The 15,493-nt window shown below is 60.5% G+C and carries 14 protein-coding genes; 9 read left to right on the forward strand and 5 right to left on the reverse strand.

What is annotated here, in order from left to right; all coding sequences use genetic code 11:
- Positions 1-51: 51 nt before the first annotated feature.
- Positions 52-360, reverse strand: coding sequence for a helix-turn-helix domain-containing protein (locus tag ACLB1Z_RS17635; protein WP_013949455.1), 309 nt, complete (start codon positions 358-360; stop codon positions 52-54).
- Positions 361-618: 258 nt separating this feature from the next.
- Here ACLB1Z_RS17635 and ACLB1Z_RS17640 point away from each other — a divergent pair, with 258 nt between their 5' ends.
- The gene (locus ACLB1Z_RS17640) at positions 619-2,244 is read left to right on the forward strand and encodes an acyl-CoA synthetase (protein WP_409561018.1); all 1,626 of its coding nucleotides are present in this window, start codon (positions 619-621) and stop codon (positions 2,242-2,244) included.
- A gap of 70 nt (positions 2,245-2,314) precedes the next feature.
- Positions 2,315-3,040, forward strand: a complete 726-nt coding sequence (locus ACLB1Z_RS17645) for a DUF4396 domain-containing protein (RefSeq protein ID WP_409561019.1) — start codon at positions 2,315-2,317, stop codon at positions 3,038-3,040.
- A gap of 21 nt (positions 3,041-3,061) precedes the next feature.
- Here ACLB1Z_RS17645 and ACLB1Z_RS17650 read toward each other — a convergent pair whose 3' ends face one another.
- Complete coding sequence (locus tag ACLB1Z_RS17650) at positions 3,062-5,035, reverse strand: acyltransferase family protein (RefSeq protein WP_409561020.1); 1,974 nt, start codon at positions 5,033-5,035, stop codon at positions 3,062-3,064.
- A gap of 395 nt (positions 5,036-5,430) precedes the next feature.
- On the reverse strand, positions 5,431-6,087 hold the full coding sequence (locus ACLB1Z_RS17655; RefSeq protein ID WP_409561021.1) for a glutathione S-transferase family protein: 657 nt from the start codon (positions 6,085-6,087) through the stop codon (positions 5,431-5,433).
- 124 nt (positions 6,088-6,211) lie between these two features.
- On the opposite strand from ACLB1Z_RS17655, the gene ACLB1Z_RS17660 reads away from it, so the two are divergent.
- Positions 6,212-7,426: a polyhydroxyalkanoate depolymerase gene (locus ACLB1Z_RS17660; protein ID WP_409561022.1), complete on the forward strand. Its 1,215-nt coding sequence runs from the start codon at positions 6,212-6,214 to the stop codon at positions 7,424-7,426.
- 97 nt (positions 7,427-7,523) lie between these two features.
- Here the strand turns inward: ACLB1Z_RS17660 and ACLB1Z_RS17665 are convergent, their stop codons facing one another.
- Positions 7,524-7,823, reverse strand: a complete 300-nt coding sequence (locus ACLB1Z_RS17665; RefSeq protein WP_050976893.1) for a hypothetical protein — start codon at positions 7,821-7,823, stop codon at positions 7,524-7,526.
- A 312-nt stretch (positions 7,824-8,135) separates the two neighbouring features.
- Here ACLB1Z_RS17665 and ACLB1Z_RS17670 point away from each other — a divergent pair, with 312 nt between their 5' ends.
- From ACLB1Z_RS17670 to ACLB1Z_RS17680, 3 genes are all read left to right on the forward strand, one after another.
- Complete coding sequence (locus ACLB1Z_RS17670) at positions 8,136-8,933, forward strand: DUF1236 domain-containing protein (RefSeq protein WP_409561023.1); 798 nt, start codon at positions 8,136-8,138, stop codon at positions 8,931-8,933.
- A gap of 181 nt (positions 8,934-9,114) precedes the next feature.
- Positions 9,115-10,374 carry a zinc metallochaperone GTPase ZigA gene (zigA, locus tag ACLB1Z_RS17675; protein ID WP_409561024.1) on the forward strand — a complete coding sequence of 420 codons (1,260 nt, stop codon included), beginning with the start codon at positions 9,115-9,117 and terminating at the stop codon, positions 10,372-10,374.
- Between the two features lie 214 nt (positions 10,375-10,588).
- A complete protein-coding gene (locus tag ACLB1Z_RS17680) occupies positions 10,589-11,575 on the forward strand; it encodes a catalase family peroxidase (RefSeq protein WP_409561025.1) in 987 nt (328 codons plus the stop codon).
- A 184-nt stretch (positions 11,576-11,759) separates the two neighbouring features.
- Here ACLB1Z_RS17680 and ACLB1Z_RS17685 read toward each other — a convergent pair whose 3' ends face one another.
- Positions 11,760-11,936 (reverse strand): YdcH family protein, encoded by a 177-nt coding sequence (locus tag ACLB1Z_RS17685; RefSeq protein WP_013949468.1) that lies wholly within the window; start codon positions 11,934-11,936, stop codon positions 11,760-11,762.
- A gap of 257 nt (positions 11,937-12,193) precedes the next feature.
- Between ACLB1Z_RS17685 and ACLB1Z_RS17690 the strand changes: the two genes are divergently transcribed.
- From ACLB1Z_RS17690 to ACLB1Z_RS17700, 3 genes are read left to right on the forward strand one after another with little or no spacing between them, the layout of a single operon-like run.
- Positions 12,194-12,400 carry a YdcH family protein gene (locus tag ACLB1Z_RS17690; protein WP_409561026.1) on the forward strand — a complete coding sequence of 69 codons (207 nt, stop codon included), beginning with the start codon at positions 12,194-12,196 and terminating at the stop codon, positions 12,398-12,400.
- A 50-nt stretch (positions 12,401-12,450) separates the two neighbouring features.
- Positions 12,451-13,470, forward strand: a complete 1,020-nt coding sequence (locus tag ACLB1Z_RS17695; RefSeq protein ID WP_409561027.1) for a ligase-associated DNA damage response exonuclease — start codon at positions 12,451-12,453, stop codon at positions 13,468-13,470.
- Positions 13,471-13,472: 2 nt separating this feature from the next.
- Positions 13,473-15,452, forward strand: a complete 1,980-nt coding sequence (locus ACLB1Z_RS17700) for a cisplatin damage response ATP-dependent DNA ligase (RefSeq protein WP_409561028.1) — start codon at positions 13,473-13,475, stop codon at positions 15,450-15,452.
- Positions 15,453-15,493: the final 41 nt, after the last annotated feature.

Consider the following 15,493-nt stretch of genomic DNA (forward strand, 5'->3'; position numbering starts at 1 on the left):
GTCGTCGTCGCGCAAACTCAGATCTGCGGGCGTTCAGAAGTGCCGGTGCACTCAGACGCTGCCCTTTTTGCCTCGGCCATGGCCCGGTGCCGGGGGCGCGGCCTTCACGGGCTGCCGCTCCCTCAGACGAACGCCCCGGCCCTGTCCGGTGCTTGGCATATTCTCACCGATGAGTTCGACGCCTGCGGCTTCGAACGCTGCTACGACTTTCGTCAACGTATCGACGACGCCGCGAACATTGCCGCTGCTCGCTTCCATGCGCTGAATCGTCGGCAGCGAGACGCCAGCCCGGTCGGCAAGCGTCTGCTGGTCGATGCCGAGAAGAGCGCGACCTGCACGCATCTGCGAGGCCGTGATCAAGCGCAAACCCCCCTGTGCCGATTTTAACGCTTTATGCCTAAGTATTGATGCTTTAAACATCAAGATGAATATTTGAAACATGATCTAGATCAATGGCACGATTGCCCTCGTCCCTCGCGGCTGCTCGCATTGGTGGATCAAGCTGAAATCCGGCATTGTCGGCTCAAGGCGCATTCGCTAGCGTCGTTCTATGCTCGGACCAGCTTTCGGCTTTGAAAGTCTGAGCGTTCGCGTGCAGGAAGAAGCAGGGCAGCAATCGTGTCGAACCCTTTTGAGCACCACCTCGATAAGAATCCGGCAAACTATCAGCCGTTAACGCCCCTTTCGTTCCTGCCGCGGTCGGCGATCGCCGCGCCGAACCACACAGCCATCATTCACGGCAACACACGCATTTCGTACGCGGACTTCTACACCCGTTGCAAAAAGCTCGCGTGTGCGCTGGCGCAGAAGTACATCGGACCGGGCGACACCGTCGCGGTCATGCTCGCCAACACGCCGCCGATGCTCGAAGCGCACTACGCGGTGCCAATGCTCGGCGCAGTTCTGCTGACACTCAACACGCGTCTTGACCCAGCGATCCTCGCGTTCCAGCTCGATCATGGCGGCGCGAAAGTTCTCATCACGGACCGCGAGTTCGCAAACATCATGAAGCCGGCCTTGGCGATGGCCAAGGTGAAGCCGATCATCATCGATTATAACGATCTCGAATTCCCGCAGACGGGCGAGGCGCTCTCGTCAATCGACTATGAAGCGTTCCTGCAAGGGGGGGATCCGGATTTCAAATGGCGCTGGCCGAAAGACGAGTGGGAAGCGATCTCGCTCAACTATACGTCCGGCACGACGGGCAATCCGAAAGGCGTCGTCTATCATCATCGCGGCGCGGCGCTGATGTGCTACGCGAACGCAATCTCGACCGGTATGACACGCTTCCCAGTGTATCTGTGGACACTGCCGATGTTCCACTGCAACGGCTGGTGCTTCCCGTGGACGATCACGATGGTGCAAGGCACGCACGTGTGTCTTCGCTGGGTGCGCGCCAAGGCGATGTACGATTACATCGTGGCGCACAAGGTTTCGCATCTTTCCGGCGCGCCGATCGTGATGGCGACGCTGCTCAACGCACCGGACGACGAAAAGCAGAAGATCGAGCATGTCGTCGCGTTCAATCACGCGGCCGCCCCGCCGCCTGCTTCGGTGATCGCGGCGATGACGGACGCCGGTTTCCATTTGACCCATCTCTACGGGCTGACGGAGACCTATGGCCCGGCGACGATCAACGAATGGGATGCATCATGGAGTGACCTGCCACCGGCCGAACGCAGCGCCAAACGCATCCGCCAGGGCGTGCGCTATGTAGCGCTCGAAGGTTTAAGCGTTCGCGACCCAGAGACGATGCAGGAAGTAACGCCCGACGGCGAAACGCTGGGCGAAGTCATGTTCCGCGGCAATATCGTGATGAAGGGCTATCTCAAGAACGAGAAGGCGACGGATGAAGCGTTCGCAGGTGGGTGGTTCCATTCCGGAGATCTCGGCGTGATGCACCCGGACGGCTACATTCAGCTGAAAGATCGCTCGAAGGACATCATCATCTCGGGCGGCGAGAACATCTCGTCGATCGAGGTCGAAGAAGTGCTTTACAAGCATCCGGCGGTGGCGTTCTGCGCCGTGGTCGCAAAGCCCGACGAGAAGTGGGGTGAGACGCCGTGCGCCTTCATCGAGCTGCGGCCGGGAACGACGGCGACCGCCGACGAGATCATTGAGTGGTGTCGCGCCGGCCTCGCGCGCTACAAGGTTCCGCGCCACATCGTGTTCGCCGAAGTGCCGAAAACCTCGACCGGCAAGATTCAGAAATTCAAATTGCGCGAGATGGCAAAGGACGCGTGAGCGTCTATCCGCACGGAACTTCCGTCGCGCGTGATGCTTTCACAGGTATCCGTTGCGAAGGAAAGTTCTGTTGCCCGCCGCTGCACCGTTTCCCGATTGGTTGATCATTCTGTCGTGGTCGGCGCTCTATCTGGGCGTCGGATGTGCGGCGCTGATCCTGGTCGATGTGGCGCGTTTTCCCCAGCATATGGGAATCATGAATGTCGTGTGGCCGGTGACGGCGCTGTTCGGTACGGTGCTGGTTGCGGCCCTTTATTTCAGGTACGGGCGCAACGCCGAGCCGTCGCATCGCGGCGAAACGCACCAAACGCCGGAGACGCCATTTCCGATCATGGTGGCGAAAGGAACGCTCCATTGCGGCGCGGGCTGCACGCTCGGCGACGTGATTGCCGAGACGCTGGCATTCCTCTTTCCGGCCATCGCTATTCTGTTCGGCTGGAAAACGATTTTTGCCGACAAGACGTATGCCGTCTGGATTCTCGATTTCGTTCTCGCCTTCGGGCTCGGCATCGTCTTCCAATATTTCGCCATCGTGCCGATGCGGAAGCTGGCGCCCCTCGAAGGACTGCGCGAAGCCTTCAAGGCGGATGCGCTGTCGCTGATCTGCTGGCAAATCGGGATGTATGGACTGATGTTTCTGGCGCAACGCTATTTCAGTGCATCGTTCGGCCAACAGGCGAAGCCGGACAGTCCGGTATTCTGGTTTGCCATGCAGATCGCGATGGTCGCCGGGTTCGTCACCAGCTTTCCGGCGAACTGGTGGCTCATCCGCGCGGGCATCAAAGAGAAGATGTAAGACCCACGCAGACCGACGCCGTCAGTACGGCACGGGACCGGTGCCGAGGTGCGAAATATCGGGCTCGGGCCAGATCACCGGCACGAGTAAGCGACTGGCAATCAATTGTGCGCCGCTCATCGACAGATGGTTGTTGTCGAAGTAGAGCACCGCGCCGTCTGTGTAGGGCTTGCAGCGTTTGTCCGAGCACAGCTCCGATGACACGGGAACGAAGACGGCTCCATGCTCCGTCGCGATGGCGTTCAGACGCGCCTCGACGGCATGGACCTGCTTGGCGCCATACTTGAACGAAAAGTCGTTCGGGTCGCGGCCCTTCGCCGTCCAGCGCGCAACCGCCGCCGGGATGCCGGATGCTTCGGGCAGGTCGGGCACAGGGCCGAGGACGACGACGCGATGCCCGGCAGCTTGCAGCGTCGCGATGGTGCGCTCGAAGCTCGGCCAGAACTGATCGGGATACTCGCGATCCCAGGCGAGCGAATAGGTTGCCAGCACGACGGTCGCCGGCGATATCGCCGTCAGCCGATCGATGATGCCGGAGTTGTAGTGCTCGCAGCGATCGTCTGCCGGGAACGTGAAACCGGCAGCGGGCGGGCAGCCCGAGGCCGTGATCTGGCGAACGCTGGCGTGACGTGCCTTTGCGAACTCGCCCAGCGCGGCGCTGAATTCGGCGCCATGGCTGTCGCCATAGACGATGACGCTTGGCGCGACGTCATCGCCGATGATGCACGTGTCGTCATACGAGCGTTTGCCCTCGCCGTGGAAATGGCACTTCTCGCGCAGCGGACTGGCATCGGCTTGCGCAGCGGCGATCTGGAGGACGGCGTCGGGGAAACGCTGCGGCATGCCGTTGAGCCCAACGAGGATCGCCGCCGAGGCGGTCAGCGCGCCAAGGCCCAGCGTGCCGCCTTTGAAAATCGCACTCGGCGAATAGCCCGCAGAGCCGCGGCGGCGGAACGGCTGCTCGACAAAATACCACGTCGCGGTGGCAAGGCCGATCGCGACGGTCGCGAGCGCCAATTGCTCGATGCCGGAGAGGCGTTCGGCTGTCAGGACCTTGGTGAAGACGATCAGTGGCCAGTGCCAAAGATAGAGACTGTACGAGATAAGGCCGAGCAGCATCAGCGGCCGGAATGTCAGCACGCGCGTGCCGAAAGCGCTTTCGGGGCCGCCGCTTCTCCCTTCGCCGGCCCAGATTGCCATCGCCGTACCGACGCATGGCAGAAGGGCTGCGGCGCCGGGGAACGGCGTCTTAGACGTGTAGGCAAAAATTGCGACGGCGATTGCCGTCAGGCCGAGCGCTGCCGCCGCTTCGCTTTGAGGGCGTGAAGTCGGGCGCGGCAAAAGCCCGAGCGCGACGATGGAGCCAGCGAGGAGTTCCCAAGCGCGGGAATGCAAGAGGTAGAACGTCGCCATCGGATGCGCGGGCAGGAAGACAACGCTGGCGACAAGCGATGCCGCGAACGCCAGCCAAACAGTCACGCCGAGCGCCCGCGGCCACCAGCGAAAAACCGCCATCAGCACGAGCGGAAAGACGACGTAGAACTGCTCTTCGATGCCGAGGCTCCAGGTATGGAGCAGCGGCTGGGTGCCGCTGCCGGGATCGAAGTAGCCGGAATGCTGGAAGAACCAGACGTTACTGTAGGACAGCGCTGCCGCCATCAGGCTCGACGCGTAACGCTGCAGCTCGTCGGGCAGAAGAAACGCCATCGCCGCGACCGTCGTGCAGGCGCAAACGAAAACAAGGGCGGGCACGATGCGCCGGATGCGGCGCTCGTAAAAACGCGCGATACTGAATGTCCCGGCGGTCAGTTCGGCGGCAATCAATCGGGTAATCAGAAAGCCGGACAGAACGAAGAAAATATCAACGCCGACGAAGCCGCCGGTCACGAACGGCAGGTCGAGGTGATACGCCACGACCGCTGCGACGGCGATGCCTCTCAGTCCATCGAGATCCGGCCGATAGCCTTCGCCCGGCTTGGCTGAATGGCTAAGCACGCGCGCGGTTCCCCGCGACAGCCCAAGCCGGCTTCTTTGCAATGGCGCTCATGAACCCTCAGAAGACTTCCGAATTCCGGTGCGCACGACCAAGGCGCGGCCGCACTATCGTCATTCGTCGACCGGCTCTCAAACGATTTATTTCTCGTCTTCCGTCGCAGCATTCAATGGGCGTTCAGAAATGCCACAGAGCGGTCTTTAATGCCCTGTTTTCGCCATCGGCGTCGTCCGAAGCGCTTAAATGCATCAAAATTTGGCATGGGGACCCTCTCTGGGTCCCGGGGGCTCGCGAAAGGGCTCGCCCGGCATGACACGCCGATCAAACGCCATCGGGCCGCAATACGAAGCGAGAAAAGGACCTTAGCCCTGAAGCCGAGACGACATACTAGCGGCGGTTAAAACTCAACTTCGAGTTCAACGATCTCGTCGGGTTCGACGAGCGCGCCTTGCGTCCATTCCTGCATCAGCGGCCAGTGGAAGATGGTTTCGCAGTAACCCGACAGTTCCGGTTCTAGCGGCACGGCGTAGGTGCGGAAGCGGGTGCAAACGGGAGCGTACATCGCGTCGGCGACGGTCGGCGTCTCGCCGAAGAGATAGGGACCACCGTATTTGCTGAGACATTCCAGCCAGATCGTCTTGATCCGCTCAACGTCCGGCCGGGCGCCGGAAAAGATCTTGAAGGACTGGTGACGGGCCTTCAGGTTCATCGGCAGAGCCGAGCGCAGGTTGTAGAAACCGGAATGCATTTCGCCCGAGATCGAACGGCAGTGCGCGCGCGTTGCCTGGTCGGCGGGCAGCAGCCCGGCGTCGGGCGCGATCTCCGCCATGTATTCGGCAATCGCGAGCGTGTCCCAGACCGTCACAGCGCCGTGGATCAGCCGTGGCACCCGGACCGAGGGTGAGAGCAGCAGAAGCTCCTGGCGAATCTCCTGATCGTCATGCGTCACGATCTCCTCGTCGAAATCGAGGCCCGCCATCCGGCACAGCAACCAGCCGCGCAGCGACCAAGATGAATAGTTCTTCGACGATATCGTCAGTGTCGCGTTCGCCATAGACGATCAGCTCCGTCGCATCCTAACCCTGCCTAAACAATCCTCTCGCAGTGCAACGAAGAATGCACTACGTTTTTCAGTCGCATGGTTTTTTACGGTTACTGCCGGGGGGACTTTCTCGCGAATGCTTTACCAAGCCTATCAGTTTCAAGACGACCTGCTCGCTCCTTTCCGCGAAGTCGCCAAGAACTCGAAAGCCGCGATAGAAAAAGAGCTTTTTCCAACCGTCGACGCCCTGAAGTCGCATTTGGCTGCGGGCTTCGAGATGATCTCCCGGTTCCAACTTACGCATACGCGACCCGACTTCGGGATTTCGACGGTGCGAGTCGGCAACCGCGACGTGCCGGTGACGGAAGAAGTGGCGTTCAGCCTGCCGTTCGGGAATCTCCTGCGCTTCAAGAAGGATATCGACGCGCCGCAGCCGAAGGTGCTCGTGATCGCACCCCTGTCGGGACACTTCGCGACGCTCCTTGCCAAGACGTGCGAGACCCTGCTGCAGGACCACGACGTCTACATCACCGACTGGGCGAACGCCCGCGACGTGCCGCTGGATGCCGGGCGTTTCGGCGTCGATGAGCACGTCGATTACGTCATTCGTTTTCTTGAAGAACTCGGACCCGACTCGCATCTGCTCGCCGTCTGCCAGCCGTGCGTGCAGGCGCTCGTCGCCGTTGCCGTCATGTCGGAGGATAAGAACCCGGCGACGCCCCGTTCTATGACGCTGATGGCCGGTCCGATCGACGTGCGCGAAAGCCCCACGGCCGTCAACAAGCTCGCGAACGACAAGCCGCTGTCGTGGTTCAAGTCGAATGTCACGGCGCGGGTGCCGTCGCGGTATCCGGGGCGCGGCCGCCGCGTCTATCCGGGATTCGTGCAGCTCTTCAGCTTCGTCGCCATGAATGTCGATCGTCACCGGGCGCAGCACCAGAAGCTTTACGAGCATCTGGCTAACAACGAAATCGCGGAAGCGCAGAAGATCAAGACCTTCTACGACGAGTATTTCGCGGTGCTCGATCTAACGGAAGAATTCTACATCGAAACGATCGACCGGATTTTTCAGCAAGCGCAACTCGCGACTGGCGACTTCACCTATCACGGCCGCAAGGTCGATCCCGGCAAGATTCTGAGAACGGCATTGCTGACGGTCGAGGGCGGACGCGACGACATTTGCTCGCTGGGGCAGACGTCAGCCGCGCACGATCTCTGCCATTCGCTTCGGCCGCATTTGAAGCGCCATCACCTGCAAGCCAATGTCGGCCACTACGGCACGTTCAACGGCAAACGGTGGGAACGCGAGATTTATCCGGTCGTGAAGAATTTTATCCTATCGATGGAATAGCGGCGCGGCGACGCGAAAGGGACGTCGCTGTCGCGCCCGGCAGCGTCCGAGTTCTCTCCGACCGAGCGAGCACACTCGAAGGAAGCGCCGGGCCGTTCTATTTCACCCAGACTTTATGCTGGCAATCGAGCCATTTAGCGATAACGGACCGATCGTGAAATTGGATCGCTCCGCAGTTCTGGCAGACGATCATCAGCACGTTGACGGGTGCGTTGCTGGATGACGATTTCCGCTCGCACGTCAGCATGTGAATGTCGACGTCGCAATTGGAGCGAAAGCGCCCGCAGACCGGGCAACCCGTAATGTGCTTTCCGAAGAGGAATTTATCGACCTCGGCTTTCGTGAGGTCGCGTGTCTCAGTGGCCGTTTCTCGTTCCACTGTTGCGGTATCAGTCATCGCAATCACCGTGGGTTCATTTGAATAGTTGAATCGTATGATGATAACCCCTGCGACACAAGAAGAGTTCGGCAACTCGCGCGATATTTTACGGCGATTCAATGCGCTCAATCCTTTTGCGGCGCCGCGATTGCGTTGCAATAAGCGCAGTGGTTTTTGAGCCGTTTGCCGCAAGTCAATGCGATCGAACGCAAAGCACTTCTCAGCACGCGTTCCATTTCGGCGAATTGGAACGGCACACCATTCAACACGTTGATCACCAGAACGCGAGGGGCAGTCGCGCTTCAATGGACAACGTATGGAGGTGTTTCAATGCTGAAGTTTTCACTCACTGCCCTCGCACTCGTCGCGACGTCGACGTTTGCGATGGCGGACCCGAACATGAGCAAGCCCGGGGGCGGAAACGGTCCGGGCGGCGGCGCGATGGAGCGCTCCGGCGGCGATCTGAAAGGCGGAGGTTTAGGTGACCGCGGTATGGGAGATCGCGGCCCGGCAATGAAGGGCAGCGAGGCGGGCCAAGCGAAAAGCCTTGGCGACCGCCAAATGAGAAGCGACCGTAGCGAGGCACAGGAGAGCCATCGCGACGCGACGGACAGGTCTGCGTCTTCCGGCGACAGGAATGACAGCGCACGCAGCGAGAATAGCCCCAACGACAAGCGGAATGCTCACCAGTACAATCGTCAAGCCGAGGACAATAATGGTAGTGGCAAACGCGAAAACCGTGCTGATACGAACGATCGAAACGACCGTGCACGTTCCAATGAGGCCAGGGACAACTCCCGGCCGGATCGGGGCGCGACGGGCGCCGGCGAGGGCACGGAAGGCAAGGCAGGGGCAAAAGGTTCGCTGACGAACATCAGCCCGGAGCAGAAGACGAAAGTGCGCGCGGCATTTTCCGGACATCGGGTGGCGCCCGCCCGCGATATCGGGGTTGATGTGCGGGTCGGCGTAGTCGTGCCGCGGTCGGTGCATTTCTATCCGTTGCCGCCTACCATCGTGACGATCGCGCCCGACTATAGCGGCTACGAGTACTTCATGATCGACGACTCGCACGTTGCGATCGTTGATCCCGACACGCTCGAGGTCGTTGATATTATCGTCGTTGCGTAGCCTTTACGCGCAGAGGATTGAAAGCCGCCGGAATTCCCGGCGGCTTTTTTTGTGGGCTGTTCCCGCTTGACTGGGGCCGGCATTCGCCGAGATGGCGAGGACTATAGAGACATCGCCCGTCACTTGACGGATGTTATAACATCCGACTATATGTGCGATCCTCAACCCCGGGAGATTGGCTATGGATTCCGACATCATCACGCATTTGAAAAAGACCGCCGTCACGAAGGACGGGCGCTTGCCCGTGACGGTGCTTTCCGGGTTCCTCGGCGCAGGCAAGACGACGCTGCTCAATCACGTCTTGAATAACCGGCTGGGCCTCAAGGTCGCGGTCATCGTCAATGACATGAGCGAGGTCAACATCGATGCCGATCTCGTCGCGATGGGCGGCAGCAATCTCTCGCGAACCGACGAGACATTGGTTGAGATGTCGAACGGCTGCATTTGCTGCACGCTGCGCGACGATCTCTTGAAGGAGGTCCGCCGCCTCGCTGCCGAACGCCGGTTCGATTACCTGATGATCGAGTCGACCGGTATCGCCGAGCCGCTTCCCGTCGCGACGACATTCGAGTTTCGCGACGAAGAAGGCCGCAGCCTTTCGGACGTCGCGCGCCTCGACACGATGGTGACGGTGGTCGATGCCGCACATCTGCTGAAAGATTATTCGTCTCGCGACTTTCTGAAAGATCGCGGCGAGGTTGCGGGCGAAGACGACGAGCGACCGCTCGTGCAGCTTCTCGTCGAGCAGATCGAATTCGCCGATGTGATCATTCTGAACAAGGTCGATATCGCGACGCCGGAAGACATCTCAGCGGCACGGACAATCCTCCGTTCCCTTAATGCCGATGCACGCATCATCGAGACGAGCCATGCGCGCGTCGATACCTGGGACATTCTCGATACCGGGCTTTTCGATTTCGAGCATGCTCATCGCCATCCGACCTGGCTGAAGGAGCTCAACGGCTTCAAGGAGCACACGCCGGAAACGGACGAATATGGCGTTACGAGCTTCGTCTATCGCGCGCGGCGGCCATTCGTGCCGGAAAAAATCCATGCGTTCTTCAATACGGCATGGCCCGGTGTCGTCAGGGCGAAAGGTTTCTTTTGGCTGGCTTCGCGGCCGCAATGGGTTGGCGAGGTCAGCCAAGCGGGCGCCGTCGTGCGGCATGAAGCAATTGGCTATTGGTGGGCGGCGGTGCCGAAAAAGAACTGGCCCGCCGATGCCAGCCTCGTCGAGCGGATCGACAAGGGTTGGCACAAGGTCTGGGGCGACCGCCGCCAAGAGATCGTCTTCATCGGCATGCGCGACATGGACCAGGACCGTATCAAAGCCGATCTCGATGCCTGCCTGCTCCCCGTTGCTGAGAATAAGCCGCTCGACGTCTCGGCGTGGCGATCGCTACCCGATCCGTTCCCTGAATGGCGCCGGGACGCCGCATAAATGAGCCGATGCCGTTTCACTGGGCCGGACAAAACCGATGTCCGGCCCTACATCATTATTTTCGATCAGTTCGATTGGGCTTTACGTGGCTAAGGGCCGCGTACACAGTGCTTTCCCCGCAATAATTGTTCTCTATCAATGACGGCGTTAGGAGAGCGGTGTCGTTCGGCGGGATTTCCGCTCTCTTTCTGCAAACCTGCAATGGAGAGCTTCCATGAATTTCAAACGGCGTGTAGCTGCCGCCACGCTTGTCGCTGCGCTTGCGATTGTCCCAATCTCCCGCGCATACGCGGAAGAAGCCGATGCCGAAAGCCTCGTCAACGCACTCAACGCCGTCTTCGGCGCTCACAAAGGTCTGCGTGCGGCGCATCCGCATGGCTTTTGCGTCAAAGGCAACTTCGTGGCAGACCCTGCCGCTGCCACGCTGACGAAAGCTCAGCACTTCAATTCGAAGACGCCGGTTGGAGTCATCGCCCGCTTTTCGATGGCAGGCGGCAGCCCGGATGCTTCCGACGCTCAGAAAGATAATGCACGCGGCTTTGCGATCCATTTCGATCTCGGACAGGACACCACGACCGACCTCGTGACGATCTCGGCACCCGTTTTTGTTGCGCGCGATCCGGATCAATTCCTGAAGCTGCTGCAAACGGTCGCGACGAAAGACAAGGCGAAGATCGGCGAATTCTTCAAGGAGAACCCGAATTCGACTGGGCAAGTCGCATGGCTCAACGCACGACCGGTACCGGCGAGCTTCGCGACCGTCGATTACTGGGGCGTTCATGCTTTCACTGCAACGAACGCGGAAGGCAAGAAGCAGGTCTTCAAGTACAAGCTCGTTCCGGTCGCGGGCGACGTCGGCCTGTCGGATGAGGAAGCGAAAAAGAAAGATCCCGACTTCTATCGTCCGGAGTTGAAAGATCGGCTGGCCAAAGGCCCTGCGCAGTTCAAGCTGATCGCAATTCTCGGTGAGCCCGGCGATCCGACCGACGATCCGACGGCGATGTGGCCGGAAGACAAGCGCAAAACACTGACGCTCGGCACACTCTCGATCACCGGCTTCGAAGACGACAAGACGTGCGATGCCGGCATCTTCGATCCGACCAACGTGACCGACGGCATCGACGGGCCGGAGAACGATAAGATCTTCCCGATGCGTTCGGCAGCTTACGCGGTCTCGTTCTCGCGCCGCGCGGCGCCGTAACGGGCCCAAAGGCAATTCCTTTTCATCCCGGCCTTCTTACCGGAAGCCCTGGGCCGGGATGACCACCGTTTGAACGTCTCGCGAATCAGCGACGCACGGTAGAAAACTCCAAAAATATAAAAGCCCCGCCCGGCTGTCGCCGGTGGCAGGGCTTAGACCATGAATTCGATTTTTGGTTCCTGAGCTAGTGGCGCGTCTCTCTACGCAGCCGCTCGATTTCGTCTTTGAGTTTCAGCTTTTCTTGCTTCAACCTGCGGACTTCGATGTCGTCCGAACCTGGGCTGACTGCTACCTGATTGATTTTTTGTTCGAGTGCCCGGTGCTTCTCTGCGAGTTCCGCGAGATGAGCCGTGATCGTCATCAGTTGCCTCCTGTGGAGATTGCCGACGTTGAAATCGTGCCACACGTTTCTCACGTTGTCCAACGCGTCTTAGGTCTGAGCTTGGATGTTTGATTTTTGTTACTGTTGCCGTCATAGCTGCGGCTATTAGTGATTCGTAAAATAAATTCAGACGATTAGAAAGGTCGCCCAGGTCCGCGCTTTGGAAGGCTTGCCAGATGGGAGGCAATCGCCCAAAAGCGATGGACAGTCGATCCGGGTAGCGACAGGGAATAGGCATGGAGCGGCGCGACGAACGCGAGCTCAGGGAACAGTTGGTCACGTTGCGCGGCGAGCATCGCGAGCTCGACAGCGAAATCGCTGCCCTTGAAGGTAACCCTTCGGCTGACCAACTTCTTATCAAGCGGCTGAAAAAGAAGAAACTCGTCCTGAAAGATCGAATAACCCAGATCGAGGACAAGCTCCTTCCGGACATTATTGCGTGAACGACGTTTCGCGCTAGGCTGCTTTGCAGCTCCCGCGCGTTTATGAGTTCATGACCTCGCCCTCACCTGCCGTCGATACCTGGCTTTATCCGGTCGGATCCGGAATTTATTGCGAACCCGGCGATTTTTACATCGACCCCGGTCGGGCGGTCGATCGCGCCATCATTACCCATGGCCATAGCGACCACGCCCGCTCCGGGCATCGCGCCGTTCTGGCGACGGCTGAAACCATCGCCATCATGAAGGTGCGCTACGGCGAGGAATGCGCCGGTTCGTTCCAGGCGTTGGCGCTCGGCGAGACGATTTCAATCAACGGCGTCCGCGTCCGGCTCGTACCAGCGGGCCACATTCTCGGTTCGGCGCAAGTCGTCATCGAATGGGCCGGACGACGCGCGGTTATCTCGGGCGACTACAAACGCGCCAGCGATCCTACGTGTACACCGTTCGAACTCGTGCCTTGCGATGTGTTCGTGACCGAAGCGACGTTCGCGCTACCCGTATTCCGGCATGAGAAGGCCGCGCACGAAGCGCAGAAGCTGCTGGCATCGCTCGCGGCCGAGCCCGACCGCACGCATCTTGTCGGCGCCTATAACCTTGGCAAAACCCAACGCATGATCCGCGTCGTTCGCGATCAGGGCTATGACAAGCCGATCTATCTGCACGGTGCAGTCGCGTCGCTGACGGAGCTATATCAGAAGCTCGGCATCGATCTTGGCGACCTTCAACTTGTATCGGAGACAGATGCGAAAGCGATCCACGGCGGCATCGTGATGTGTCCGCCGTCGGCGCTTGGCGATCGCTGGTCTCGCCGGTTCGGCGATCCCGTAACGGCGTTCGCGAGCGGATGGATGCGCGTGCGCGGGCGCGGTCGTCAGCATGGTGTCGAGCTGCCGCTTGTCGTGTCCGATCACGTCGATTGGCCGGAGCTCATCCAGACGATCATCGAAACGGAAGCTGAAGACGTTTGGGTGACGCACGGCCGCGAAGATGCGCTGGTGCATTATCTCGGCTCCATCGGACGCAAAGCGCGCGCGTTGGCGCTCGTCGGATACGGCGAGGAGGCGGAATAGCGATGCAAGCGTTCGCCCGCCTGCTCGATAGTCTTGTCTATACGCAGAGCCGTAATCGCAAGGTCGCGCTGCTTGGGCATTATTTTCGCAACGCGCCCGATCCCGATCGCGGCTGGGCGCTCGCGGCGCTAACGGACGGCGTGCCGATCCGCATTCCGTTGCGGCGCATGCTGAGCGATCTCGTCTCGCGCTTCGTCGATCCGGTGCTTTACCGCCTGTCGCGTGACTACGTCGGCGACACGGCGGAAACGGTGTCGCTGCTCTGGCCGGATGATCGGGTTGTCGTTGCGACGCCGGACGTTTCAGAGGCTGTCGAAACCCGAGATGACGTGCCGGAAAAGCCGAAGCAGCTTGTTCTGGATCTCACCCCCACCGCTCGTCAGTCCTCCACCCCTAGCCCCTCCCCGCAAGGGGGAGGGGAATCGTTCACTTCTCCCTCGCCCCGCGTGCGGGGAGAGGGCTGGGGGGAGGGGCAGCCGTCGCCGAATGTTTCCGCGCCTCGGCCTCTCCCCGTAAAGGAAGGAGAGAGTAACAACGGGAACTCTCACCTGCCCTCCACGATGGGCGTTCCCACTTCTCCCCTCTCCTTGACGGGGAGGGGTCGGGGGTGGGGTGAAGCGGGACATAACTCCGGTGAGCCGCCGGAGCTTGCCCTCGGCGCGGTCATTGAGGCGATGGCGGACGGTACGACTGCGCAACGCACCGAGTGCCTGGGACACCTCCTCGATCAGCTCGACGCGACCGGCCGCTGGGCGCTTTTGAAACTCATCGGCGGCGCGCCGCGCGTGGGCGTATCTGCGCGTCTGGCGCGAACGGCCTTGGCGGAATGCTACGGGCGCGACGTCTCCGAGATCGAAGAGATCTGGCACGCGCTGACGCCGCCCTATCTCGATCTCTTTCGGTGGCTCGATGGTGAAGCCGGGCGTCCGGACCCTGGTTCCAAGCCCGTCTTTCGGCCGGTCATGCTTGCGCATCCGATCGAGGAAGAAGATTGGCCGCGGCTTTCGCCGGAAGATTTTTCGGCGGAATGGAAGTGGGACGGCATTCGCGTGCAGATCGCGGCGCGTGGCGGCGAGGTGAAAATGTTCTCTCGCCAGGGCGATGACATCTCTGGCGCGTTTCCCGAAATTCGCAGCGCATTTCAGGGGCACGATTGCGTCGTCGATGGCGAATTGCTTGTTATGCGCGACGGCGACATCGCGCCGTTCAACGACTTGCAGCAGCGTCTCAACCGCAAGACCGTGACAGCGAAGATGATGCAGATGTATCCGCCGCATGTGCGGCTCTACGATCTGCTATTCGATGGAGCAGAAGACTTGCGCGGGCTGTCGTTCGGAGACCGGCGCGCGCGGCTCGAAGCGTGGCACGCTAAACATCATCCGCCGCTGACGGATGTGTCGCCGCTCGTGGCGTTCAAGACGTTCGAGGAACTCGGCGAGCTATGGGCGTCGGCGCGGGCGGAAGGTATCGAAGGCCTCATGTTGAAGAGGCGCGCGAGCGTTTATCAGGCGGGCCGCGTCAAGGGCGAATGGTTCAAGTGGAAGCGCGCGGCTCTGACGCTTGACTGCGTGCTGATGTACGCGCAGCGCGGATCGGGCAAGCGGTCGTCGTATTATTCAGATTACACGTTCGGCGTCTGGAAGACGGACGACAACGGCGAGAAGCAACTCGTTCCGGTTGGTAAAGCCTATTCAGGCTTTACCGACGAAGAGCTGCTCGAACTCGACAAATGGATCAGGGGCCATACGACGGAAGCGTTCGGGCCGGTGCGCGCGGTCGAACCGCAGCTTGTGTTCGAGGTCGCGTTCGATGCCGTGCAGCCGTCGACGCGGCACAAGTCAGGCGTCGCGATGCGGTTTCCCCGGATTCATCGCATCCGCTGGGACAAGCCCGCCGCCGAAGCCGACACTCTGGAAAGTGTTCTGCGGTTGATCGGGGGCGCGACGGCCGCAACGGCTGCGGAGCAATCACGTCTCGCGTAAATATTTACCCGGCCCGATCCGCTCCGTCATGCCAACGGAGG

This window comes from Hyphomicrobium sp. MC8b, assembly GCF_905067615.1.
Taxonomy (GTDB): domain Bacteria; phylum Pseudomonadota; class Alphaproteobacteria; order Rhizobiales; family Hyphomicrobiaceae; genus Hyphomicrobium_B.

What these genes read in the sequence shown, in the direction of transcription:
- ACLB1Z_RS17670 (WP_409561023.1), top strand. Translation starts at nt 8,136, where the DNA reads ATGCTGAAGTTTTCACTCACTGCCCTCGCACTCGTCGCGACGTCGACG.
- ACLB1Z_RS17700 (WP_409561028.1), top strand. Translation starts at nt 13,473, where the DNA reads ATGCAAGCGTTCGCCCGCCTGCTCGATAGTCTTGTCTATACGCAGAGC.
- ACLB1Z_RS17660 (WP_409561022.1), top strand. Translation starts at nt 6,212, where the DNA reads ATGCTTTACCAAGCCTATCAGTTTCAAGACGACCTGCTCGCTCCTTTC.
- ACLB1Z_RS17680 (WP_409561025.1), top strand. Translation starts at nt 10,589, where the DNA reads ATGAATTTCAAACGGCGTGTAGCTGCCGCCACGCTTGTCGCTGCGCTT.
- ACLB1Z_RS17655 (WP_409561021.1), bottom strand. Translation starts at nt 6,087, where the DNA reads ATGGCGAACGCGACACTGACGATATCGTCGAAGAACTATTCATCTTGG.
- ACLB1Z_RS17690 (WP_409561026.1), top strand. Translation starts at nt 12,194, where the DNA reads ATGGAGCGGCGCGACGAACGCGAGCTCAGGGAACAGTTGGTCACGTTG.
- ACLB1Z_RS17665 (WP_050976893.1), bottom strand. Translation starts at nt 7,823, where the DNA reads ATGACTGATACCGCAACAGTGGAACGAGAAACGGCCACTGAGACACGC.
- ACLB1Z_RS17695 (WP_409561027.1), top strand. Translation starts at nt 12,451, where the DNA reads ATGACCTCGCCCTCACCTGCCGTCGATACCTGGCTTTATCCGGTCGGA.
- ACLB1Z_RS17685 (WP_013949468.1), bottom strand. Translation starts at nt 11,936, where the DNA reads ATGACGATCACGGCTCATCTCGCGGAACTCGCAGAGAAGCACCGGGCA.
- zigA (WP_409561024.1), top strand. Translation starts at nt 9,115, where the DNA reads ATGGATTCCGACATCATCACGCATTTGAAAAAGACCGCCGTCACGAAG.